This window comes from Thalassotalea hakodatensis, from assembly GCF_030295995.1.
GTDB lineage: Bacteria > Pseudomonadota > Gammaproteobacteria > Enterobacterales > Alteromonadaceae > Thalassotalea_C > Thalassotalea_C hakodatensis.
Map to the genome: position 1 here is coordinate 1,030,249 of NZ_AP027365.1, position 24,093 is coordinate 1,054,341.

19 protein-coding genes are annotated in these 24,093 nt (G+C 38.3%); 8 read left to right on the top strand and 11 right to left on the bottom strand.

Features of this window, described 5'->3' with window-relative positions; translation table 11 throughout:
* Positions 1–3: 3 nt before the first annotated feature.
* Positions 4–960, bottom strand: a complete 957-nt coding sequence (locus QUE72_RS04455) for an AAA family ATPase (protein ID WP_074500578.1) — start codon at positions 958–960, stop codon at positions 4–6.
* 290 nt (positions 961–1,250) lie between these two features.
* On the opposite strand from QUE72_RS04455, the gene fadI reads away from it, so the two are divergent.
* The 3 genes from fadI (at position 1,251) to QUE72_RS04470 (ending at position 5,102) form a co-directional block, all read left to right on the top strand.
* A complete protein-coding gene (gene fadI, locus QUE72_RS04460; RefSeq protein WP_074500577.1) occupies positions 1,251–2,555 on the top strand; it encodes an acetyl-CoA C-acyltransferase FadI in 1,305 nt (434 codons plus the stop codon).
* Positions 2,555–4,693, top strand: coding sequence for a fatty acid oxidation complex subunit alpha FadJ (gene fadJ / locus QUE72_RS04465; protein ID WP_286271808.1), 2,139 nt, complete (start codon positions 2,555–2,557; stop codon positions 4,691–4,693). The genes fadI and fadJ overlap by 1 nt, the downstream gene beginning before the upstream one ends.
* Positions 4,694–4,901: 208 nt before the next feature.
* Positions 4,902–5,102, top strand: coding sequence for a hypothetical protein (locus tag QUE72_RS04470; protein ID WP_286271809.1), 201 nt, complete (start codon positions 4,902–4,904; stop codon positions 5,100–5,102).
* A gap of 185 nt (positions 5,103–5,287) precedes the next feature.
* On the opposite strand, the gene QUE72_RS04475 is transcribed toward QUE72_RS04470, so the two are convergent.
* From QUE72_RS04475 to QUE72_RS04485, 3 genes are all read right to left on the bottom strand, one after another.
* The gene (locus tag QUE72_RS04475) at positions 5,288–5,566 is read right to left on the bottom strand and encodes a hypothetical protein (RefSeq protein ID WP_074500574.1); all 279 of its coding nucleotides are present in this window, start codon (positions 5,564–5,566) and stop codon (positions 5,288–5,290) included.
* A 173-nt stretch (positions 5,567–5,739) separates the two neighbouring features.
* On the bottom strand, positions 5,740–10,284 hold the full coding sequence (locus tag QUE72_RS04480) for an EAL domain-containing protein (RefSeq protein WP_286271810.1): 4,545 nt from the start codon (positions 10,282–10,284) through the stop codon (positions 5,740–5,742).
* A 144-nt stretch (positions 10,285–10,428) separates the two neighbouring features.
* Positions 10,429–13,185, bottom strand: a complete 2,757-nt coding sequence (locus QUE72_RS04485; RefSeq protein ID WP_286271813.1) for an insulinase family protein — start codon at positions 13,183–13,185, stop codon at positions 10,429–10,431.
* 191 nt (positions 13,186–13,376) lie between these two features.
* Between QUE72_RS04485 and sixA the strand changes: the two genes are divergently transcribed.
* Positions 13,377–13,853, top strand: coding sequence for a phosphohistidine phosphatase SixA (gene sixA / locus QUE72_RS04490; protein WP_074500572.1), 477 nt, complete (start codon positions 13,377–13,379; stop codon positions 13,851–13,853).
* Positions 13,854–13,879: 26 nt separating this feature from the next.
* Here the strand turns inward: sixA and smrB are convergent, their stop codons facing one another.
* Positions 13,880–14,428, bottom strand: a complete 549-nt coding sequence (gene smrB, locus QUE72_RS04495; protein ID WP_074500571.1) for an endonuclease SmrB — start codon at positions 14,426–14,428, stop codon at positions 13,880–13,882.
* Positions 14,429–14,503: 75 nt separating this feature from the next.
* Between smrB and prmB the strand changes: the two genes are divergently transcribed.
* The 4 genes from prmB to QUE72_RS04515 all read left to right on the top strand — a co-directional run bounded on the left by prmB (position 14,504) and on the right by QUE72_RS04515 (position 18,632).
* Positions 14,504–15,442, top strand: coding sequence for a 50S ribosomal protein L3 N(5)-glutamine methyltransferase (gene prmB, locus QUE72_RS04500; RefSeq protein WP_286271815.1), 939 nt, complete (start codon positions 14,504–14,506; stop codon positions 15,440–15,442).
* A gap of 2 nt (positions 15,443–15,444) precedes the next feature.
* Positions 15,445–16,542, top strand: a complete 1,098-nt coding sequence (aroC, locus tag QUE72_RS04505) for a chorismate synthase (protein WP_286271816.1) — start codon at positions 15,445–15,447, stop codon at positions 16,540–16,542.
* A gap of 27 nt (positions 16,543–16,569) precedes the next feature.
* On the top strand, positions 16,570–17,724 hold the full coding sequence (locus tag QUE72_RS04510) for an MFS transporter (RefSeq protein WP_286271817.1): 1,155 nt from the start codon (positions 16,570–16,572) through the stop codon (positions 17,722–17,724).
* Between the two features lie 158 nt (positions 17,725–17,882).
* Positions 17,883–18,632: a substrate-binding periplasmic protein gene (locus tag QUE72_RS04515; RefSeq protein ID WP_286271818.1), complete on the top strand. Its 750-nt coding sequence runs from the start codon at positions 17,883–17,885 to the stop codon at positions 18,630–18,632.
* An 11-nt stretch (positions 18,633–18,643) separates the two neighbouring features.
* Here QUE72_RS04515 and lipA read toward each other — a convergent pair whose 3' ends face one another.
* From lipA to rodA, 6 genes are all read right to left on the bottom strand, one after another.
* Positions 18,644–19,612 (bottom strand): lipoyl synthase, encoded by a 969-nt coding sequence (gene lipA, locus QUE72_RS04520; RefSeq protein ID WP_286271820.1) that lies wholly within the window; start codon positions 19,610–19,612, stop codon positions 18,644–18,646.
* Positions 19,602–20,270 (bottom strand): lipoyl(octanoyl) transferase LipB, encoded by a 669-nt coding sequence (gene lipB / locus QUE72_RS04525; RefSeq protein ID WP_074500564.1) that lies wholly within the window; start codon positions 20,268–20,270, stop codon positions 19,602–19,604. The genes lipA and lipB overlap by 11 nt, the downstream gene beginning before the upstream one ends.
* Before the next feature lie 12 nt (positions 20,271–20,282).
* Positions 20,283–20,546, bottom strand: a complete 264-nt coding sequence (ybeD, locus tag QUE72_RS04530) for a DUF493 family protein YbeD (protein WP_074500563.1) — start codon at positions 20,544–20,546, stop codon at positions 20,283–20,285.
* Between the two features lie 226 nt (positions 20,547–20,772).
* On the bottom strand, positions 20,773–21,969 hold the full coding sequence (locus tag QUE72_RS04535) for a serine hydrolase (protein ID WP_286271826.1): 1,197 nt from the start codon (positions 21,967–21,969) through the stop codon (positions 20,773–20,775).
* Between the two features lie 216 nt (positions 21,970–22,185).
* Positions 22,186–22,956, bottom strand: coding sequence for a septal ring lytic transglycosylase RlpA family protein (locus tag QUE72_RS04540; protein WP_286271827.1), 771 nt, complete (start codon positions 22,954–22,956; stop codon positions 22,186–22,188).
* A gap of 1 nt (position 22,957) precedes the next feature.
* Positions 22,958–24,073, bottom strand: a complete 1,116-nt coding sequence (gene rodA / locus QUE72_RS04545; RefSeq protein WP_074500561.1) for a rod shape-determining protein RodA — start codon at positions 24,071–24,073, stop codon at positions 22,958–22,960.
* Between the last annotated feature and the right edge of the window lie 20 nt (positions 24,074–24,093).

Below are 24,093 nucleotides of genomic sequence, written 5' to 3' on the forward strand. Positions count from 1 at the left end.
TAATTAACCCACAGCTACCTGAGTAAGAATATGATCTAGCAGATCATTCGTCGTAATCCCTTCTGCTTCCGCTTGATAGGTCAGTAGAAGTCTATGGCGTAATACATTATGAACAACAGCTTGAACGTCATCTGGCCCGACAAAATCTCGTCCGTGTAGCCAAGCGCGTGCTCTGGCGCAACGATCTAATGCAATGGTAGCTCGTGGACTAGCACCATAGGCTAACCATTGTTTTAATTTATCGTCGTACTTTTCCGGTTGGCGCGTTGCCATAATTAAATCGACGATATATGTTTCAATCGCAGGAGACATATGTATTTGCAGTAGTTGTTCTCTTGCAGCAAAAATATCTGCTTGTGAAATTTGGCTGATCTTTTCTACGGGTTTATTTAACGCTTCACCACGATTGATTTTTAAAATCTCAAGCTCACTTTGTGCATCAGGGTAGTCAATTTCTAAGTGCATAAGAAACCGATCTAACTGTGCTTCAGGAAGTGGGTACGTTCCTTCTTGCTCAATAGGGTTTTGTGTAGCCATAACGAGAAATAAATCTGGCAGTTTATAGGTGTTTTTACCAACGGTAATTTGGCCTTCGGCCATGGCCTCTAATAGTGCCGATTGAACTTTTGCCGGCGCTCGGTTAATCTCATCGGCCAGTACTAAGTTTCTAAACAAGGGGCCCGATTGAAAAACAAAACTGCCATCTTCAGGACGATAAATATCCGTGCCTGTTAAATCAGCGGGTAGCAAATCAGGTGTAAATTGAATGCGGTGAAAGTCTGCTTCTACGCCTTGCGCTAGAGCATTTACTGCGCGTGTTTTTGCTAGCCCAGGAGGCCCTTCAACGATTAAATGTCCGTTTGCCAATAAGGCAATCAATAGGTTTTCAACTAATGCTTCTTGTCCAACAATTTGTGCGGATAAATGTTCTTTAAGCGATGAAAAATACTCAATAGCCATGATAATTGTTCTTTTTTCGTTAATGAATTTTTACTGAAGATTTCAGACTCTTGTTTTGATATATGGTTCCCTAATACAAAAACAAGAGCTACTACTAAATTGTAACGTTTTTTTATCGACATCATTTTAGCATAATCGTCAGAATTTCATATACTTGTGGGGAGAACACTCACTAGCTTGATATTATAAATGCGTTAACTAGCCTATATAGTGAGTTGAATTCCTTGTAAATGTCGTTAGAATGAATTGAAAAATAAAGAGGTCAGACCTCTTTGCAATAAGGAAACATCATGTCACTATCATTAAAAACAGCTTCAGGTGAACGTATTGCCGTTGTTGCTGGTTTGAGAACACCTTTCGCGAAACAAGCAACTGCTTTTCACGGGATTCCTGCATTAGATCTTGGGAAAATTGTGGTTAATGAATTAATCAATAAAACTGAAATTGACCCTAAACTTATCGACCAACTAGTTTTTGGTCAAGTGGTTCAAATGCCTGAGGCACCTAATATTGCTCGTGAAATTGTCTTAGGCACTGGTATGAATGTTCATACTGATGCTTACAGTGTATCACGCGCATGTGCGACAAGTTTTCAGTCAACGGTTAATGTTGCTGAATCGATACTTTCAGGCGTGGTGGACATAGGAGTTGCTGGAGGCGCAGATTCATTGTCCGTAGCGCCGATAGGGGTATCAAAAAAATTCGCGAGAACGTTACTTGATTTGAGTAAGACTAAAACATTGGGCCAGAAATTATCTTTATTGAAAACCCTTCGTTTCAAAGACTTATTGCCAGTTCCGCCAGCGGTTGCTGAATACTCAACGGGGCTTTCAATGGGGCAAACCGCTGAACAAATGGCAAAAACTTACGGTATTACTCGTGAAGATCAAGATGCACTAGCTCATCGCTCGCATGAATTAGCTACTCAATCTTGGAAAGACGGTAAACTTGCTAATGAGGTGATGACCGCACATGTTGAACCTTACAAGCACTATATAGATAAAGATAATTGCATTAGAGAAAATTCAGATCTAGCAAGTTATGCAAAATTACGCCCTGTATTTGATCGTAAACATGGCACGGTTACAGCTGCTAACAGTACAGCATTGACTGATGGCGCATCAGCTATTTTATTAATGCGAGAAGGTCGTGCAAAAGAATTAGGGTATGAACCGCTAGGTTATATTCGTAGCTTTGGTTTTGCTGCCATCGATGTGTGGGAAGATATGCTGATGGGGCCAAGTTTTGCAACACCTATCGCACTTAAACGAGCGGGCATGGAATTAAAAGACTTAGACTTGATAGAAATGCATGAAGCTTTTGCCGCGCAAGCGTTAGCGAATGTTAAAATGTTTGGCAGTAAGACATTCGCACAAACGCATTTAGGTCGTGACAAAGCAATTGGTGAAATTGATATGGACATTTTTAATGTCATGGGCGGTTCATTGGCATACGGCCATCCTTTTGCGGCGACAGGAACCCGATTAATTACTCAGGTGCTTAACGAGTTACGTCGCAGAGGTGGTGGAGTTGGTTTGACAACCGCCTGTGCTGCAGGTGGCTTAGGCGCAGCAATGGTGTTGGAGACAGAATAATGACAGATACAACAACGTTTACTTTATCGATTCAAGACAATAATGTTGCCCATTTAGTGATGGATGTGCCTGACGAGTCGATGAACACATTGAAGTCAGCATTTGCAGACGAAATTGCGACAATTTTACAAGAAATTAAAGCGAATACCTCGTTGCTTGGGGTTGTGCTTTGCAGTGGCAAAAAAGATTCCTTTGTTGCTGGCGCTGATATAAACATGCTAGCAAGCTGTAAGACAGCACAAGAAGCGACAACGCTATCCAGACAAGGACAAATGATTTTTGATCAATTGGCCTCCCTCGACATTCCTGTGATCGCAGCAATTAATGGTGCTTGCTTAGGTGGTGGCTTAGAACTTGCGATGGCATGTCATGCAAGAGTTTGTTCAGATAGCCCTAAAACAGCGCTTGGTTTACCTGAGGTACAATTAGGTTTGTTACCAGGAAGTGGCGGTACACAAAGATTGCCTAAGCTAGTCGGTATTCAAAAAGCGTTAGATATGATGCTGACAGGTAAACAATTACGCGCGAAACAAGCATTAAAAGCAGGGTTAGTTGATGATGTTGTGCCAAATACAGTGTTGATTGATGTTGCCGAAAAAATGGTACTGTCTGGAAAAATAAGAGCAGGTAAAAACCATTATAAACCAGTAAAATTAAACCTTGTAGGTAAGGCGCTTGAAAAAACACCTATTGGCCGTAAAGTGTTATTTGATCAAGCCATTAAAACGGTAAATAAAAAAACAAAAGGTAATTATCCCGCACCATTAAACATTATAAAATGTGTAAAAATGGGCGTAGAACAATCTCCGGCGAAAGGGTTTCAATTAGAGGCTGACCTGTTCGGCGAATTAGTGATGACACCTGAGTCGTATCAATTACGACAAATATTTTTTGCCACTACCGAGATGAAGAAAGAGCAAGGTGTCGCAGGAGTAGAACCAAGTACAATAAAAAAAGTAGCTGTGCTTGGTGGTGGTCTTATGGGCGGCGGGATTGCATTTGTCACTGCAACGAAAGCTAAATTGCCGGTACGTATTAAAGATATTGGTGATCAAGGTCTGAAAAACGCATTCAAATATGGTTATGACTTATTAAATAAAAAAGTGAAACGCCGCTTTATGCGCAAAAGCGAAATGCAAAAGCAAATGGCAATGATGACAGGTACGACGGATTATTCTGGTTTTCATGATGTGGATGTTGTTATTGAAGCGGTTTTTGAAGATCTTGCGTTAAAGCAAAGCATGGTGCAAGACATTGAACAACACTGTGCTTCTTCAACCATTTTTGCCAGTAATACTTCAAGCTTGCCTATTGGGCAGATTGCAGCAAAAGCAACGCGTGCAGAAAATGTTATTGGATTACATTATTTTTCACCCGTAGACAAAATGCCACTGGCTGAAATCATTCCCCATGAAGGGTCCTCTGAACAAGTGATTTCAACAACAGTAGCCCTTGCTAAAAAACAAGGTAAAACACCAATTGTTGTTAAAGATAAAGCAGGATTTTATGTTAATCGCATTTTAGCGCCATACATGAATGAAGCGGCTATTTTATTACTAGCGGGCGAGCCGATAGATAAATTAGATCGTGCGTTAGTAAATGCGGGATTTCCAGTTGGCCCTATGCAGTTACTTGATGAAGTTGGTATTGATGTTGGTGCTAAAATCGGTCCTATTTTGCAAGCAGAGTTAGGCGAACGATTTGCGCCACCCGAAGCCTTTGATAAGTTAATTGATGATGGTCGATTAGGTAAGAAGGCGAAAAAGGGCTTCTATCGTTATGACGTTAAGAAGAAAGAAGTTGATCAGAGTGTCTATCAGTTATTAAATATTTCACCGCAAGGTAAGTTAGCCTCGGAAGAAATCGCAAAGCGATGCATCTATATGATGTTAAATGAAGCAGCAGAGTGTTTAGCAGAAGGTATTATTCGAAATGCGCGAGATGGTGATATTGGGGCTATATTTGGCATTGGCTTTCCGCCATTTTTAGGGGGACCTTTCCGCTATATGGACACTTTAGGTATTGAGAAAGTTGTGACACAGCTAAATCAATTTAAAGCGTTATATGGTGATAGATATGCACCGAGTGAGTCATTAGTAAATATGGCAAATCAAGGTGAAACGTTTTATAACGACTAGGTGAATTATTGCCAGTTTGTTAATCAGAGGTAAATAAAAAGAGGCAATTTATTGCCTCTTTTTTTGAGCCAATTATTACACATTAAGCGCATTAAATATTTATGCGAATTGGTATTAGTTTAAATACTCTAAAGTTGTTGAATAAATGCTCTAATTGTCTATAATACGCGCCAATTCATCTTTATAAGTCGCATTGGAACTAATTGTTATGTTGTTTTTAATTCCTGTATTAGCGTTATTCTCAGCTTTATTCTTTTATTGTCAGGCATTTACAAGTGGCTTGGGTCGGAGGCGTTGGGCATTTGCTGGCTTTGTGTTTGGTCCATTTGTTTGGCCAATGTTTTGTATGAAAAAACGAATGAAAGTGAATAGTTTATTTGGTTGGAATGCACTTATTCTGCGTGCTTAAGTCTTATTAATTAACGTAGAAGGATTATAGCCGCTAACTTCCTTGTAGCGATTATGATAGTGTTTTGTTGCATACTATAATGACGTAGCAGCTGGTAATTCTTTAATGATAATTTTCGCTGCAATCGCATTTTCTTTTGGTGCGATAGCGAAGATATTCTTGATAAATCTCAACATATTTACACCTTAAATTCTAACAGTACTTACTTTACGGCCCGTTTTTTCAACGGCAAAGTCATTATTAATACGAACAGTACTTACCTTACGACCCGTTTTTTCAACGGCAAAGTCATTACTAATACGAACAGTACTTACCTTACGGCCTGTTTTTTCAACAGCAAAATCATTATTAATACGCACTGTACTTACTTTTCTACCTACTTGTTCAATGGTTAATGAATCTTGATCAACTACAGGAGTCGGTGATGTATTAACTACCAAAGATAAGATGATTGAACTTAACATTTTTTATTTTCCTTTATTGGTTATGATTGTAAACGCAACTAGGAATAAGCGATTAATGTGCCAATGTGGAAAATATGTGTAATATCAGTATAAGTAGAGGGTCAGAGAGCAGTGAGTCTCGCGTTTATTTTTAGCCGTCATAAATCTGACGGCTAAAAATACGGCGTTCATTATTATGAACGGTTAAACGACGTAGATTTGTCAGTAATTTGATGGGACACTAAATAACGACGGAAATCTTCTGTTGCTAATGGTTTACTGTACAAATAACCTTGTAACTGTTCACAGCGTAAACCGGACAGAAAGCTTAATTGTTGATTGGTTTCTACGCCCTCAGCAACCACCTGTAAGCTTAGGTTGTGTGCGATGGTAACAATAGTAGCTACCATATTTCGACCTTGCTCTGACTGTTCTATATCATCAACAAAGGCTTTATCAATTTTTAACGTATTCAGCGGGAATTTCTTTAAGTAAGCCAATGATGAATAACCCGTACCAAAATCATCGAGTGATAAATGTATGCCCATTGCACGAATTTGTAACATGGTATCAATGGCTTGTTGAGGCGAGTCCATCACCGTTCCTTCGGTAATTTCAAGCTCTAAGTGTTTTGCCGGTAAGCCTGTTTCAGCAAGTATTTCTGCAATCATGCCAACTAAATTAGGTTGGGTAAATTGTACTGCAGATAAGTTTACAGCAATACGTCCGTCGAATAAGCCGGCATCAATCCATACTTTGGTGGCATAACATGCTTTACGTAAAACGACTTCTCCTATGTCAATGATTTGGCCGGTTTCTTCGGAAACAGGGATAAAAGTCAATGGGCTAATAATGCCTTTAGATGGGGTTTCAAATCGAACCAGCGCTTCCATACCCGCTATTTTACCTGTTTTGATTTCAATTTTGGGTTGATAAAACACAGAGAAGAAATCTTCTTTTAAGCCATGTCGAATAAGTCCTTCTATTTGTAAACGCTTCACTGCTTGTTCATTCATGGAGCTATTAAAGAACTTATAACGATTGCCACCAGCATTTTTTGCGTGGTACATCGCGGTGTCAGCATTTTTAAGTAATTCTTGCGGAGTAGCACCATCTTCAGGATAAAGTACAATACCAATACTTGAATAAAGTACGATCTCGTGATTTTTTAATCTTAATGGTTGGGCAATAGTGCGTAGTATATTTTTTGCGATGGTTGTGATCGTATGGATATCGTTAGTGTTTTCAACGATGATACTAAACTCATCCCCCCCTAATCGATACACGGTATCTTGTGATCTACCAACCGTTCTTATTCGCTCAGCAACTTTACACAATAAAACATCGCCAACTTCATGCCCCATAGAGTCGTTCACTTTTTTGAAATTATCTAAATCAAAAACAAGTAATGCATGAGATACTTTATTTTTTACTAATCTGGTTTGGTTTGCTTGGAAATATGAGCGGTTTGGTAAACCTGTTAACGTATCGCTGTTCGCCAGTTTTCGTAATTCTGCTTCGGTTTCTTTACGTTTGGTAATATCTGAAAAAACACCGACAAAGTGAGAAATGCTGCTATTTTCATCGCGAATTATATCAATGTTTAGATCGGTAAGATAAAGCATACCGTCATCACGTTTACTTTCTATTTCACCGTGCCAACTACCTTTGGTTAACAAGTGTTGTTTAACTGTATTAGCGAAACTGTCAGGGTATTGCCTGAAGGTTAATGGTTCGCCAATCATTTGCTTTTTAGTTTTACCGGTAATACGTTGGAAAGCTTTATTGATATCCACAACAAAAAATTGACGATCGTAAATGACTACAGCGTCTGAGATGTTTTCAAAGCATTTGGCAAATAACTTTAAGCGCTCATCAGCTTTCTTTATTTGACTGATGTCTTTTAATGTTCCAGTCATTCGAACAGGGTTATTTTTCTCATCGCGTTCAACTATTTTGCCGCGGTCTAAAATCCAAATCCAATTACCTAGTTTGTTCTTAACACGATAGGTAGCTTCGAAATGTTCTGTTTTTTCGTCAAAGTGATCTTGTAGTGCTTTAGTTATCCGTGTGATATCACCTTTGTTTACATTGGTTTCATTATCATCGTTATTACCTAAGTTGCGCTTGCCATCTTGTGGAAATTCAAGCGTACCCCAAATATTAGAGCGATAAATTTTACCGTTTTTAATGTTCCAGTCCCACATTTCATCGCCACTACCCCAGAGTGATAGTTTAAGGCGCTCTTCACTTTCTTTAATTTGTAAGTGATAAATTCTTTTATGTCTAAATTGTTGTAATAAATAAGATAGTGCCAATAGTACTACGAGACTATAAACAAGAATTGCACTACTCGATAACCACCAAGGGGGCAGTATTTCTATCGCTAAACTATTAGCCGTATACGTTTTTGGCGAATAGCGGTCATAAGCCTGAACTTCAAAAACATAACTGCCAGCACTTAAATTGGTATAGGTTGCTCGTAAATTATTTGCGGTTGCTGTTAGCCAATTATCATCAACACCTATTAAGCGGTATTGATAGCCAAGTTGTTCGGGCAAGCTAGCATTTGGTGATATAAATTCAATACTAAAAGGGGAGTGAACATGCGCTAAGGTAATTTCTTTTAGGGTATTAAGCTGAGCGGATAAAGTAAATTGATCTTTGGTTGGCGTTGAAGTTACCAATACTTCTTTATTTGCGATTAATAATGAAGTGAGTACGGGGGGAGAAATTTCAAAAGTAAAAGCGAGTAATTTGTCTGGTGTAAACCAATTGAAGCCGTTATTTCCACCAAAGTAAATATTGCCATTGGTATCTATCGTTGAGCTATGGGCATAATTTTCATTATTTTCAAGATTATAATCTTTATAAAAATTTCTTACATCTAATGTTTGTAGATCAATAAAACTAAACCCTTTGTTGCTACTTAGCCAAGCGTTTCCATTACTATCTAGTACTATAGCGTTAATATAATTATTGAGTAATCCAGATGTTTCATTAAACCAAGTGCCATGACCATTGGCTTTGTTCACCACTAATGCACCTTGCGAATTTGAGCCAAGAATTAAATACTTTGTCGTATCTTTGATAGTAATGATGTCTTCAAAAATGAAGTTATGCTTATTTTTGAGCGTGAACTCTTTCACTGAGTTTGAATCAACTTGATAATATAAAAGTTCTTTTTTTGTAGAAATTAGCAGCAAATTACCATCTTTAGTGGCCGATAAATTTAAAAACTTCTTCTTGTTTAAATGAGGCTGTGTGGAAAAATCCAATAAATCAAAAGAAGAGAGATTTCCTGAGTCTTCTATGTACCAAATTTTGTTTTGTAGGCCAATGAGGTTAATACCTAGTTGATGTCGTTTTGAAGTTGTCCAAGGCTGAATTTCTTCAGGTATCAATGTTTTGCTGTTAAATCGAAAAAGCTCATTGTGCATTGAAACAATGTAGGTGTCTTCGGCTGTTTGAAATATTTGATCAACTGGATGTGCTAGTGGAATGTTTTTATGGGTGTTAGATTGCGTATTGAAAAGCGCCAGTTCACCATCTTTAGAAAATAAAATGTGTTCTTCAACAGCCGTGATATTCTCAATGTTTTCAACAATTGGAGTTGCTAAGTTTTTACTATGAGAAATTAGCAAAGAGGAATAATTGGCTTTCATTAAACCGTTAAAACTGCCAATCCAAATATGTTTTTCATTATCGATAAACACTTTAATTATATTAGTATTGAAGGCATGCGGGGTAATATTTGAAAACTGATGTTTAAACGCTTTATCTTCTAAAGGGTTAATAGAATAAAGGCCATTGTCGGTGCCAACCCAGTATAGTGCATCGTTCAGCTTGCCAAAGCTTCTAATTTCAGTCACTGCACTATTTGTTTGGTTTAAGTCGTATTGACGGTAAAGGTCATAATTACTATCAAGTATGACAATGCTATTATCGACGGCAATCCAATAATGGTTTTTACGCTGGTGGTATTCAATTTGACGAATTTTAAAAGTTTGGCCGACCAATGTTTCAGCTATTTGGTTGGTTAATACTGTATCTGGTGTTAAGTTTGGCGTTAAAATATAAAAGTCACCATCGTAGTTACTGATCCAATAATTGCCTTTTTCATCTTGGAAGAAAGTTCTTATCGCATTGAAATTTAATAAGGTGTTGTCTGAAATTTTTCTGACTTTTATATGAGTAAATGATTGTTCTTCTTTATTAAAACGATGTAATGCATTTTCGGTCGCGACCCAAATATTGTGGTTGGCATCTTCATAAATTTGCCAAACAAAATTATCGGTAAGCGTATTATCATTACCTTGTTCTGCGCGAAATGTGGTGAAGTTATCTAATTCGGTATTGTAAATACTAACGCCGTTGTCAGTACCAATCCATAAGTTATTATTTGAATCGATTAGTAAGTTTCGAATACTATTGCCGGCGAGCGATTGTGCATCAAGTGAATTGAAACGATATTGTTTAAAGGTTTTACCATCGTATTTGTTTAATCCATCATCAGTACCAACCCAAATAAAGCCATCTTTGTCTTGCACCATGTCAAAAACATAGTTTTGTGACAAACCTTGGGCAGGCTTTAAGTGCTGAACGGTAAGCGGCGTGCCATGTTGGTTTATTTGTGTTGAAGCATGTAAAAAAGTTGGAAAAATTGCGGCAAGAAATACGAGTGTGGAAAATATGTTTTTATCTTTACAGAACAAAAATTTAGAAATAGAAAGACGCACTTAACACTACCTATAAATACGTTACGTATTATTATTATTTAGTCCATTACAAAGCAGAATAATGGTTAAGTCAACTTTTTGACGAAATTATTACCCTGCATGTCTTTATTTTATTCATTTACGTAAGTAACTATATCGGCAGGTTTAGTGTTTTATTGATAGCTTTGTTAATTTATTTTTTAACTCTGTTAGTTGTTCAGTAGATGTTTGCGCTAAAGAGGCTAGACATAGGCGATCTTTAGGTTGTTTTGAAACGACAATATTGTTTAGTAAAAACTGTTTGATATCATCTTTGTTAATACGCAATAAAGTGTCAATTAAGGTTTGTTTTTGATTGAAATCGAACTCTTGGTTACATATTGCATTCCAAAACCGTTGGCTTTTAATGCGTAAGCTGGTGTCTTTTTCTTGTAGCTGACTAGCAAGACCTTTCTGTAGATGATGCCAATCATCTTCACTCATTTGATCTATGAGGTCGCCGCTGTTGTTAATAAAGTCATCCATCGCTGAAAGTAAACTATCAGCATTATGATTTGGTGATTGTATGTAAAATGCGATACCAGGGTAACGATTGATTGGCACATAACCAACCCCCACTAAGTAGCCATATTGTTTTTCAGTGCGCATCTGATGAAAAAATTGCGGTGACAGTATTTGGCTAATAATCATGGTTAATGCAACGGTAGTCGTTGCTCGGTCTACCATAGGGTAATAAATAACAGCGGCATGATCGTGTTTTGGTAACGCTAGTGGATAATAGAGAGAGCCTTGCTGTTGTATGTCTAATACTGGAACCTCTTGTTTCGCGTCGCTTGATAATTGATTTTTAAAAGCTTGTAAGATGATGTTTTCAATGGATGTTGCATGTTCACGTTGCCAGTTTCCGTGAATGAGCACTTCAATATTTACACGTGTAAAGATAGACTGGCAAAACTGTGTAAAGCGAGCAAACGTTGTTTGTTCTAAAGCCGAAGTTAATGATTTAGCATCTGGATTTTTCGGCTGCATGGTCGCGCTAAGTGCCGAGAATAATTGTGAGATAGATTTACTGTTTTCGGCGTTATTCCAGTGATTTATCAATTGTTTTTTGATTAAATTAAATTTATTTTCTTGATATTGAAAGCTTTGTAATTCATTTAGTAATTGCGCGAGTAATACTTCTTGTTTCTCACTCAAGCCTGATAATTGTAGTGTCAATCCCCCTTGATGTGCATATAAGTGGTACTGTATGCCTGCTAACTCTGCATCATAATGCTGTTCGATAACAGACTCGGTATAAAGCTCAACATATAATCGAGTCATCGCAATGGTTTGTGCATTTTCTAACGTTGCTGGTGCGTCAATGCCAATATAGATATAGCCTTTAGGGACTTTAAATGTTTGGTCTTGTTTGTACCAAAGTGTTAAGCCATCTTGCTGGGTAATACGCTGGGGCTGTGAGAATTTGTCTTGTTGGTTTTCGTAAACAACAGGGTTGCCGACAATATAATTATTTACTGAAGGTAAGGCTAATGGAAGTTCCTTATTAATATGTTGCCAATGATCAAGTTCACTTTGTGCTATAGGCTCAACATTATAAGGTACCTGATACCAATTAGTTACCTGATTGCCTTGCACTTTCGGGTCAATAACAATAACACGCATGTTATTAGGCGAAAGCTTTTCAAGTAAGTATTCAATACTGTTGTTGTCTATACCTTCCATCATGTAATCGCCATAGATATAATCTTCCTCAGGGTAATGCTGCATATTAATGACTAGCTGACTGACAGAGTCAATAGGTTTGGTTTTTTCGTGATAATGGAAAGAAAGTTCTGCGATTGCTTTTTTTTCTTGATAGTAAAAGTCAGCTAAGGGAGCTTCTTTTATTAAGGAAATATAGAAGAATACTGCGTCGATAATATCATTAATATGCTGGGTGCCTATATCCGTTAAGCGAATGCTGATATTAAAATCTTTAAAGTTATAGCCGTTAATACCTGAACCTGCAGTTAGCCCAATTGCCCAATGTTTATTTTTTAAGTAAGACAAAATGCTGTTTTCGCCTTCATGGCCTAATAAGTAGGCTAATAATGATTCAGGCTTATGACGATAGTATTGATCGATACTTGGTAGTGCAAAACTGATGATTAACTGTCGTTCGTTTTTTACCGGTTGAACTTGAATTTTAATGCCTTGATGAGCAGGTAAATACAAGGAAACATCGGGTAAACTAGGCGGTAATGTATTAGCTGAAATACCCGTGAAATATTGTGTGGCGAATGAACGTAACTCCTCAATCGCTTGCGGGCCTTCCAAGACTAAGGTCATCGCTTTTGCGTTGTAATATTGCTGGAAAAATGTGTCAACTTCGTCGCGTAATGAGCGGTTTTCTTTGTCAGAAAGCGTTTCTGTATTACCAACTGAAAATTTTGAAAAAGGATGTTCAGGGTTAATCGTTGCTTTATGTACGTCATAAAGACGACGAATATCATCTTTTAGTTTTAGTTTAAATTCTGCGTCAATGTTTTTACGTTCTTTATTCACAAACTCTTCTGACAATAGTGGTGCTATAAAAAACTGACTAAATCTATCTAATGCTTGTTCAAAATGGGTGTGATGAATATCAAAAAAGAAACAGGTGTGTTCTGTAGCGGTCCATGCATTATTAGAACCACCGTATTGGCTAATAAACTTTTGATATTCACTACCGTCAGGGTATTTTTCAGTGCCTAGAAAAAGCATATGTTCAAGAAAATGTGCCATACCTTGACGATCGTCGGGATCACTAAAATGCCCTACGTTTACAGCAAGGGCAGCGGCGGCTTTTTTAGATTCCTTGTGATGAACAAGTAACACTCGCAGACCATTTTCTAAGGTGATAGCTGAGTATGTCTTATGATCATTTGGACTTTGTTTCAAAACCTGCTCCGAGCTTACCAAAAAGTGCTTAGTTTAAACGTACAACATCATGACTATTTTCTTCTAAATTACCCTATGGAATAAGTTGAGTCCATTTTATTCTTAACTGATGTTATAACAATGTCTCGTATTCCTTTACTATAGCGCCAATTTATTATTTCTCTTATATTTTTAACGGCTTGGTAGAAGTTATGCAGTTATATGTTATGCGCCATGGTCAAGCAAGTGCACGTGCAACAAGTGATGCCAAAAGGGCATTAACAGAACAAGGGCACTTAGAAGCCAAATTAATGGCCAAATGGCTTAATGATAACAATATTGTTTTCGACCAAGTTTTTGTTAGTCCCTTTGAACGAGCGCAGCAAACGGCAAGTACATTAATGTCAGCTGTTAGTCATTCCGCCCCCATTACAACAATTGATATTATTACGCCTTCTGGCGACGCTAGAGAAGTACATGATTATATTGATGGTGTCTGCCAAGCTGATAAACTGGAAAGTGTATTGATCATTTCTCACATGCCACTGGTAAGCTATTTAGTTGATGAGTTGACCTTTGATACAGTCGCGCCCTTATTTTCGACGGCCGCTATCGCTGAAATTAGTTATGATAAGCAAAAAATGAAGGGAGATTTAACCCGACATGTTGCTCCTTATGATCTTTGTTAATGTTTGATTTATCTTTTAAAGTGGTATTAATCTTCTTTGAGCATCAGTTTATCGTGAATATCGAGTAATACTAATAAAGCTCCGTCACCGCCAAATTCAAGAGGAGCCTGATGAAAAGCAATGACATCTGGATGTTGTACAAGCCAATGCGGCACTTTGTTTTTCAATATTTTTGCTCCTAGGCCGTGTACAATACAAACACATTGTACATGTTCTTTTTGGCTGGCATACAAAAGTGCGGCAATTTCTTGTTTCGCTTGATGTTGAGCTAAACCGTGTAAATCTAAAATAAGCTCTGGGCGGTACAGGCCTCGTCTTAGGTTTTTCGCTTCGTAGGCACTGTCACCATCACGTACATACTTCATTGGTCCTTGTGTGGTCAAATTTGGTTCAAATTCGTCTGAGAAATGAAAGCTAGCGAGTTGTTTTTCTACTTTTTCTTTAAGAATAGTACGCTGGGACTTGATGGATTTTTTTTGTGGGTGTATCTTGTCGTGCACCATAGGTTTGACCTTACCTATAGCGTCTTTAAATAATTGTTTTTCTTGTGGCGAAAGGGCATCTTTAAATTTCATACGTGAAGTCTAAAAATATCGGCTATGAATAACAAGTAAAACCTCATAGTATTCGAAAATTAACAGGGGAGTTGAGTGACTCAACAACATCAAGAATTAGCAAAGCAGTTGTTCACCTTAGGTGACTATGTGCGGTTTGCAGCAAGCGAATTTAATCGCGCAGACTTATTTTTTGGCCATGGCAACGATAACGCATGGGATGAAGCAATCACCCTTATGATGTTTGCTGTCGAGTTACCCTCGCATTTAACTGAGCATATTATGCAATGTCGCTTAACACAGGATGAAAAGCTTGCTTGTTTGGCCTTGATTGAACAGCGAATAGAGCAACAAGTACCAGCGGCTTATATAACCAATCAAGCCTACTTTGCTGGTTTACCGTTTTACGTTGATGAACGAACGTTAGTGCCACGTTCACCGATTGCAGAGTGGATTGAAAAGCGTTTTTTTCCTTTAATCGCTAAAGATAAAGAAGTGCACCGCATTCTTGATTTGTGTACTGGCAGTGGTTGTATTGCAATAGCATGTGCTCATTACTTTCCTGAGGCAGAAGTTGACGCCCTAGATTTATCGGTCGATGCGTTGAATGTTGCTCAAATCAATATTGAAAATCACGGGTTAACTGAACAAGTTATTCCAATTCAATCTGATATTTTTACTTCTGTTGAAGCGCTTAAATATGATTTAATTGTTACCAATCCACCTTATGTTGATCAACAAGATGTTGATAGTTTACCTACTGAGTTTACGCACGAGCCTGAAATGGGCTTAGGAAGCGGTCCAGATGGTTTAGACATTACCCGAGTAATACTTGCTCAAGCGTCGCAACATTTAACGGATGACGGATTATTAGTTTGCGAAGTGGGTAATTCACAGGTGCATTTGGAAGCTGTTTATCCAGAGGTTGATTTTCAATGGCTCACCTTTGAAAGGGGCGGTCATGGGGTGTTCTGTTTAAGCAAAGCACAATTACAACAACATCAAGAAATTTTTAATCAGCGAGTGAAACGTTAAGTATGTCTGGAAATACGTTTGGTAAATTATTTACAGTGACCACCTATGGTGAAAGCCACGGTTTAGGTTTGGGCGCAATTATTGATGGCTGTCCTCCTGGGCTTGAAATTTCTGAAGAAGACTTACAGATAGATTTAGATCGCCGTCGACCTGGTACATCTCGCTATACAACAGCAAGACGTGAAGCCGATAAAGTCAAAATAATGTCAGGTGTTTTTGAAGGTAAAACTACAGGTACACCTATAGGTTTAATGATTGAAAACACTGACCAACGTTCTAAAGACTACGGTAATATTGCCCAATCGTTTCGTCCTGGTCATGCTGATTATACTTACTCACAAAAATATGGCTTACGAGATTATCGAGGCGGTGGTCGTTCTTCCGCTCGAGAAACAGCAATGCGCGTTGCCGCAGGCGCAATTGCTAAGAAATACTTAAAGCAAAAGTTTGGTATTGAAATTAACGGTTGTGTGACACAAATTGGTGATGTTGTCGCTGAGCAATATAATTGGAATACCGTTGAAGATAACCCTTTTTTCTTTCCTGATGAAAATAAATTAACGCAACTTGATGAGTTACTTAGGTCGATTATTAAACAAAAAGATTCTATAGGTGCCAAAGTGACGGTTGTTGCTAAGCATGTACCTGTTGGTCTTGGTGAACCCATTTTTGACCGTTTAGACGCTGATATTGCGCATGCAATGATGGGAATTAATGCCGTTAAAGGCGTAGAAGTTGGTGATGGCTTTGCTGTTGTGAATCAAAAAGGCTCGGAACATCGAGATGAATTAACGCCAGAAGGTTTTGCAACAAATCATGCTGGTGGTGTGTTAGGAGGGATATCTTCCGGACAGCCCGTTGTGGCACATTTAGCATTAAAACCAACATCAAGTATTGGTGTCAGTGGTAATACCATCGATGTTGATGGAAATGCCGCAGAGATAATTACTAAAGGGCGTCATGATCCTTGTGTAGGTATTCGTGCCGTACCTATCGCAGAAGCCATGTTGGCATTAACATTAATGGATCATTTTTTACGCCATCGTGGCCAAAACGCAGATGCTATCTGCACAACACCTCAAATTTCAGGTGAACGATAACCGCAAATTCGTGGTGAAGTAACAGCAATGTCACTTTCACCACGCTTTCTTTCTTTCTCTTTTAGTTACTTTGCATACTTTGCCATCGTAGGGTTAGTTGTGCCTTATTTAGGCGTATTCCTCGATGGTAAAGGCTTTAATTCTAGTGATATTGGCGAGCTCATTGCTATTTTTACCGCCACGAAAATTATTGGTCCAACGTTATGGGCAAATGCTGCAGATAAAACGGGTAAGCTTAAGCTTATTATTCAATTAGGAGTTGGCTTATCGCTGGTATTATTTTCGTTATTATTTTGGGTTGAGAATTATTGGCCTATCGCTTTTGTCTTAGGAATTTTTAGTCTATTTTGGACTGCTATTCAGCCACAACTTGAAGTGATGACTTTAGTTAGCGTTAGACGTAATGCCAATATCTATTCACGTATACGTTTATGGGGCAGTATCGGGTTTATTATTTCGGTGATTATTGCTGGCGAGCTGTTGGTGGATAGTCAACCTGATGTGTTCGTTATTTTAGGCTGGAGTATTTTATTGGCGCTGTTTATCTCGAGCCTATTACTTAAGCAGCCAAAGATAAACATAAAACCTAATGCTCAACGTGTGTCGATTTTCCCTAAAGTAATAGAACGTAATTTTATTTTATTTTTTACTGCGGGCTTATTATTACAAATTAGTTTCGGCCCTTATTATAGTTTCTTTGCGCTTTACCTTCGTGATCTATCGTATCCTAGTATGGCAATTGGCGCTTATATTGGCCTTGGTGCAGTTGCTGAAATTGGTATTTTTATTATTGCGGGGCGATTGTATTATTTGTTTGGTCCTAGGGTGTTGTTAGCCATAAGTATTTTTTTAACTGCTCTTCGATGGTATGTCACAGGTCATTGGGCTGATAGCGCGATAATTTTGTTTTTTGTTCAACTGTTACACGCTGCTAGTTTTGGACTATATCACACGGCTTCCATTCAATATTTACAGCAACACTTCTCAATTCAAGAGCAGAACCGTGCACAAGCGATTTATATTGCTGGCGTTTACGGTATAGGTGGGGCATTGGGGGCATTTTTATCGGGCATCTTTTGGTTAGACGGTAAAGGTGCAATGTTATCGTTTGAGTTGGCAGCGGTGACGTGCGTTATAGCTGGCATTTTAGCCTCGATGATGACTTCACATCAAAAAAGCTAGCCTTATCAGTATAAAGGTTTTCTATTCTAGCGCTTATTAAGTTTTATATACATCAATTTTGTACAATGTACTTGCTAATTATTTAATCAGTAAATTATTTTATTTGGCAGTGAATTACGCAATAATGTTAATTAACGTGACTTATGGTGTGAGAATAAATGAGAGTTTTATTATGCTTAATTTTACTGTTATTAACAACAAAAGCAACATGTGACAATAGGAAAATTGTTATCGCGTTTGAGCCATTTCCTCCCTTTATTACTGAAGGTAAAGAAGGTCTTACTGTTGATATGCTAAGAGCAATTGAACAGAAATCAGCATTTCGTTTTGACGTGAGACTGATGACTTATTCAAGGGCTAAGCATGAGCTTAAATACGGACGTATTGATATTGCAGGCCATACACCTAAAGGCTTGGAAACAGCAACATTCTACCAATATGCCCTTGAACTAGATTGGCAAATTCAGACTACATCAGATCTCTTCTCATTTGATCAACAATATTTAAATATTGATCACATCAAGCCAAAACGTATAGGGACTACAGCAGGCAACGCCACCTTCTTTGCTCAGCAACTTGGTGTAGAGCCTGATATATTTGTTGAAGTACGGACTTTGCATCAATTAGTTGATATGTTTATTAAAGGTCGTATAGATGTGCTCTTGTTTGAACGATCATCAGTGATGACTTTATTGGCAGAAAAAGATATTTACGGTATTCATTACCAATCAATTGGTCTAATCCCTGCAAGTATTGCAGTATCTAAAGATGAAGAGGGAACGGAACTGAAAAAGCAATTAGATGAGGTGATCAAAACACTCGATTTAGATAAAATTTTTTCAGGCTATTTACAATATATTTACTTACCATCAAAAGGCGTGACGTCAAAGTTCCAAGTGAACTATTGACGTCATTATCTTTATTTAACTTCTTCACCAGCAGCTTGCTTGTCAGCATGATACGATGAGCGCACTAAAGGACCACAGGCAGCATGTTCAAAGCCCATTTTCATCGCCTCTTTTTGGAACATATCGAAATCATCAGGGTGAACATAGCGTTCAACAGGCAGGTGATCTTTACTCGGTTGCAAGTATTGCCCAATGGTTAACATAGTGACACCGTGGGCGCGTAAATCACGCATTACTTGAAGAATTTCTTCATTAGTTTCACCTAATCCTACCATTAAACCAGATTTGGTTGGTACGTCAGGATTTGCTTCACCAAACTTTTTCAGTAAGTCTAACGACCATTGGTAGTTTGCGCCAGGTCTTGCCTTAGTATATAAACGTGGTGCCGTTTCTAAGTTATGATTAAATACATGCGGTGGATGTTGATTTAATACGTCTAATGCGCGATCCATACGGCCGCGAAAATCAGGTACTAAAATTTCTACTTTAGTATGCGGTGCATGTTCAGCAATTTCTCGAATACATTCGGTAAACTGATGCGCGCCACCATCACGTAAATCGTCACGATCTACTGAAGTGATCACCACGTATTTAAGTGCCATGTCTTTTAGTGTGAGCGCTAATTTTTTTGGCTCTTCCGCATCGGGCTTCAATGGTCTACCGTGAGCGACATCACAAAATGGGCAACGTCTGGTACAAATATCACCTAAGATCATAAAAGTTGCTGTGCCATGATTAAAGCACTCTGATAAGTTAGGGCATGATGCTTCTTCACAAACTGAATGAAGACCGTGTTTTCTTAACCCTGCTTTTACTTGATCAATTTTTTCTGTGGTTCTGGGTAATTTTATGCGTAACCATTCTGGTTTACGTAGCATGGTTTCACGCTCAGAGGGCATTACTTTAATGGGAATATGCGCCATTTTATCGGCGTCGCGTAGTTTCGTACCAGGTTCAATACGTGAAGATTTAATGGTCATGTAATGACTCCAAACCGGTTTTATAACTGAGTGTATTTGCGTTAAGTAACGCCGACATATGTTTTACAAGCGTTTCACCTGCTTGTTCAACCGTTTTTAATGCACAGATATCTGCACTTTGTAACATTTCTAAGCCTGCGTAACCACAAGGGTTAATGCGTAAAAAGGGTGATAAGTCCATATTTATGTTGAGTGCTAGACCATGGAAAGAACACCCTTTACGAACACGTAATCCTAATGACGCAATTTTTTTATTATCAACATAAACGCCAGGCGCATCAGGTTTTGCGTAAGCTTTTACATTAAAATCAGCCATGGTTGCAATGATACCATGTTCAATTAATGTCACCAGTTCACGTACCCCCATTTTTTTTCTACGCAAGTTGATCATAAAGTACATTACTTGCTGACCTGGGCCATGATAAGTCACTTGACCACCACGGTCGACTTTTACCACAGGTATATCACCTGGCATGAGCAAGTGTTCTTCTTTTCCTGCTTGACCTTGGGTAAATACTGCAGGATGCTCGACTAACCACAGTTCGTCAGGGGTACTGTCGCCCCTTGTATCGGTAAAGTCTTTCATGGCTTGCCACACAGTGGTGTAGTCAGTTTGATCTAATTGCCGAATGACCAATTGTTGATTAATGTCCGTCATGAATGCCAATCGCTACAGTACGTATCGCACTGGCTCAATATCATTGAGCGTTTTATAGATAAGTTCGATATGTTCTTTACTTGTTACGGTAACAGCCACAGAGACAGAGTGATAATTTCCTTTAGAGCTTGGCTTGATGGTAGGCGAATAGTCGCCAGGTGTATGTTTTTGAAGTTCCGCAACAACAAGGTCTGGCAGTTCATCGCAAGCAACGCCCATGACTTTGAAGTTTAATACTGTCGGAAATTCTAATAGTTCATCAAATTTGGTTTTCATTACGGTGCTCATTAAAGTGTTTGCTTAATATCAAAGAGCTGAATTATCAGGCTAAGCAAAATTTCGGCTATTTTAACATTGTTTCTTGCAGAGCAAAATGGTGCTTTTAAAGAGAATTTCAAGTAGGGGTGTAAAATTAACCACACAGAACCAATAAAGCACCCGAAGGTGCTTTATATTAAGTAGTACTTTTCAACAAATGTACCTAGATTATGTTGTACTTCGTTTAATTAGTAAATTGAAGCTTTATGTAGTCAACTAAACGATCAAACATCCCGCCTTCATTGATTTCTTGTAACGTAACCATTGGGTATTGGCCGATATCTTTACCGTCAAGTTGTAAGAATACCGTGCCAACGACTTCACCTTTTGTTAATGGCGCAACGAGTTGTTTTTTTAACTCAAAATTAGCTTTAAGGTTTTTACGTTGGCCGCGAGGAATAGTAATGGGGGTATCTTCAAGTATACCTAACTCAACTTCTTTTTTATCACCCATCCATACGCGATTTGTTGCGAACGTTTCACCTGCTTTATAGGGCGTATAAGTTTCGAAAAATCGGAATCCGTAATTTAATAATTTTCTACTTTCAACAAGACGTGAACGTTCACTATTTGCACCCATCACAACACTGATTAAACGCATGTCGCCTTTGGTCGCTGAGCTAACTAAGCTGTAGCCAGCCTGAGCGGTATGACCTGTTTTTAAACCGTCTACATTCATGCTTTTATCCCATAAAAGCCCGTTACGGTTTACTGTTTTAATGCCGTTATAAGTGTAAGACTTTTGTTTATAAAGCTCATACTCTTCTGGAACATCACGGATTAATGCTTTAGCTAACGTTGCCATATCTCTTGCTGTGGTTTTATGCTCTGTGCTATCTAAACCATGGCTATTTTCAAAATAACTACTGCTCATCCCGAGTTGCTCTGCATAAGCGTTCATCATATCGGCGAATGCGTCTTCACTGCCTGCAATATGCTCGGCAATGGCGACACAAGCGTCATTACCCGAAGCGACAATAATCCCTTGGTTTATTTCATGAATAGGGACTTCTTTACCCACTTCTAAAAACATTAATGACGAGCCTTTAAAAACAGGATTACCTGTTGCCCAAGCATTTTTGCTAATTTTAACAGGGTCATTATTTTTGATATTCCCTGATTGCAGCTCTTTACCGACAATGTAGCTTGTCATAATTTTAGTTAAACTGGCTGGTGCTAGTAAAATATCAGCATTTCCTTCAGCGATAACTTTACCCGTAGTGAAATCAACTAAAATATGCCCTTTAGCATTAATTTGAGGAGGAGAAGGAATAATTGCTGAAGCATGACTAAGTGATGAAATTGAGAAAGCGATACAACCAACAAATGTGAGTAACTTTTTACCCTTTGTCGTTATTTTTTTTACCAAAGATGATGGCATAATTAACCTTTTATAACTTGAAATTTATGTAATACAGTAGAATTACCGAGTTTATTGAACATTCACCCGAACACCAGTTTTCAAAAGTATACCAGTTTTGTAGGCGATTACTACGTTGTAACACCGAGGAATTTGTATCTTTTGATGTTTTACTTTATCGCTGACACGTCCGATAGGTTTTCTGCTTACTAGCGTGGTTTGATAATACTCCGCTCATTAATATTTTACGGTAAAAGCAGATGGGTAGCCTTGCGTCTTTAGCTGTTCTAACAGCATGGAAATGACTGTTTTTTCTTTAATAGGGCCAATATGAACTTTGTAATAGCCACTTTCTTGTTTCGCTTTGGTGGGATAATTAAATAATGAGCTGATTTTAGTGGCTTTTTTATTGGCTTGCGTTGCGTTTTTAGTGGCAAATACTTGGATATAATGCGCTTTTTCTTTATTAACCACCGTGGCTTCTTGATTGATATTACTAATCGCTTCGACAGTCACTTGTGCAGTACCTGCTTTAAGCATATCTAATTTATATGCGGCGCTATATGAAAGGTCAATCACACGATCTTTATGGAAAGGACCACGGTCATTTACTCGAACAATGACCGATTTATTATTAGCGAGGTTGGTCACTCTTACGTACGTTGGTAGGGGTAAGTTTTTATGGGCGGCACTCATACCGTACATATTATAAATTTCACCATTTGAGGTTAAGTGCCCGTGAAATTTTTTACCGTACCAAGACGCTTCACCTTGTTGTTTAAAGTTGGTAGCGTTATCAAGTACCTCATACTGAATACCTCTAACGGTATAGTTTCGATTTCCCCCTCTACTTTTTTTCTCAACTCTTGGTATCGCGTCTTGTAACTCTACAGCACTAGGTTTCCTAGTTGGTGAGCTATCGTGATGGTGTTGATAGCGTCCTTGTTGTGCGCTACAGCCCATTAATACAATAAAAACAATAATGAAAAGAAAGTTTGTATAAGTCATATTACATAATAAATCGTCTATGAGTACCAATGGCCATTAAAATGCCAAACCCAGCCATCAATGTGACCATAGATGTACCGCCATAGCTTACCAAAGGTAGTGGTACACCGACTACGGGTAATAATCCAGAAACCATGCCTATATTGACAAAAACATAAACAAAAAAGGTTAAGGTAATACTACCAGCTAAAAGTTTAGTGAAGGCATGTTGTGCATTAACGGCAATCCAAAGTCCTCGCATGACAATGGCTAAATATACTACGAGTAATAATGTTACTCCAACTAAGCCAAATTCTTCACTAAATACCGCAAAAATAAAATCAGTGTGTCGTTCAGGTAGAAACTCAAGTTGTGATTGCGTGCCTTGCATCCAGCCTTTACCATTTAAACCACCAGAACCAATAGCAATTTTAGATTGAATGATATGGTAACCTGAACCTAGTGGATCTTGTTCAGGGTTTAAGAACGTTAATACGCGTTGTTTTTGATAATCTTTCATCAAAAACATCCATAAAATTGGGGCAAAGGCAGAACCGAGTACGGCACAACCACCGATAAGTTTCCAACTAGCACCCGCAAGAAAAATAACAAATACCCCAGAACTTGCTATTAACAGTGATGTACCTAAGTCAGGTTGTTTGGCAATTAACAATGTTGGAACAATCACCATAATAAAGGCAATGATAATATGCTTAAATTTAGTGGGTAGGTCATATTGACTAATAAACCAAGCAATGGTTATAGGGACAATAAGCTTCATAATTTCAGAGGGCTGAAAACTTACAAAGCCTAAATTTAACCAGCGCTGGGCACCTTTCCCCACATGGCCAAAGGCTAACACAGCCACGAGCAGTCCTATACCTACAATATACATTGGTACAGCCCATTTTCGCCAGACTAATGGAGGGATTTGCGCGATAATAAACATGGCAACAAAGGCGATACTTAGGCGCTTTATATGCCTGATCACTGTAGCGCTATCACCACCACTTGCGCTGTAAACAATAAAGCCACCTAAGATAATTAAGCACATTAACCCTAACAATAATGGCATATCTATATGTAACATTTGCCAAAACGAACGCTGTGCTTGTTGATCGTGTTTATGAGAACGCATTAAAAGCCTCTTACTGCTAG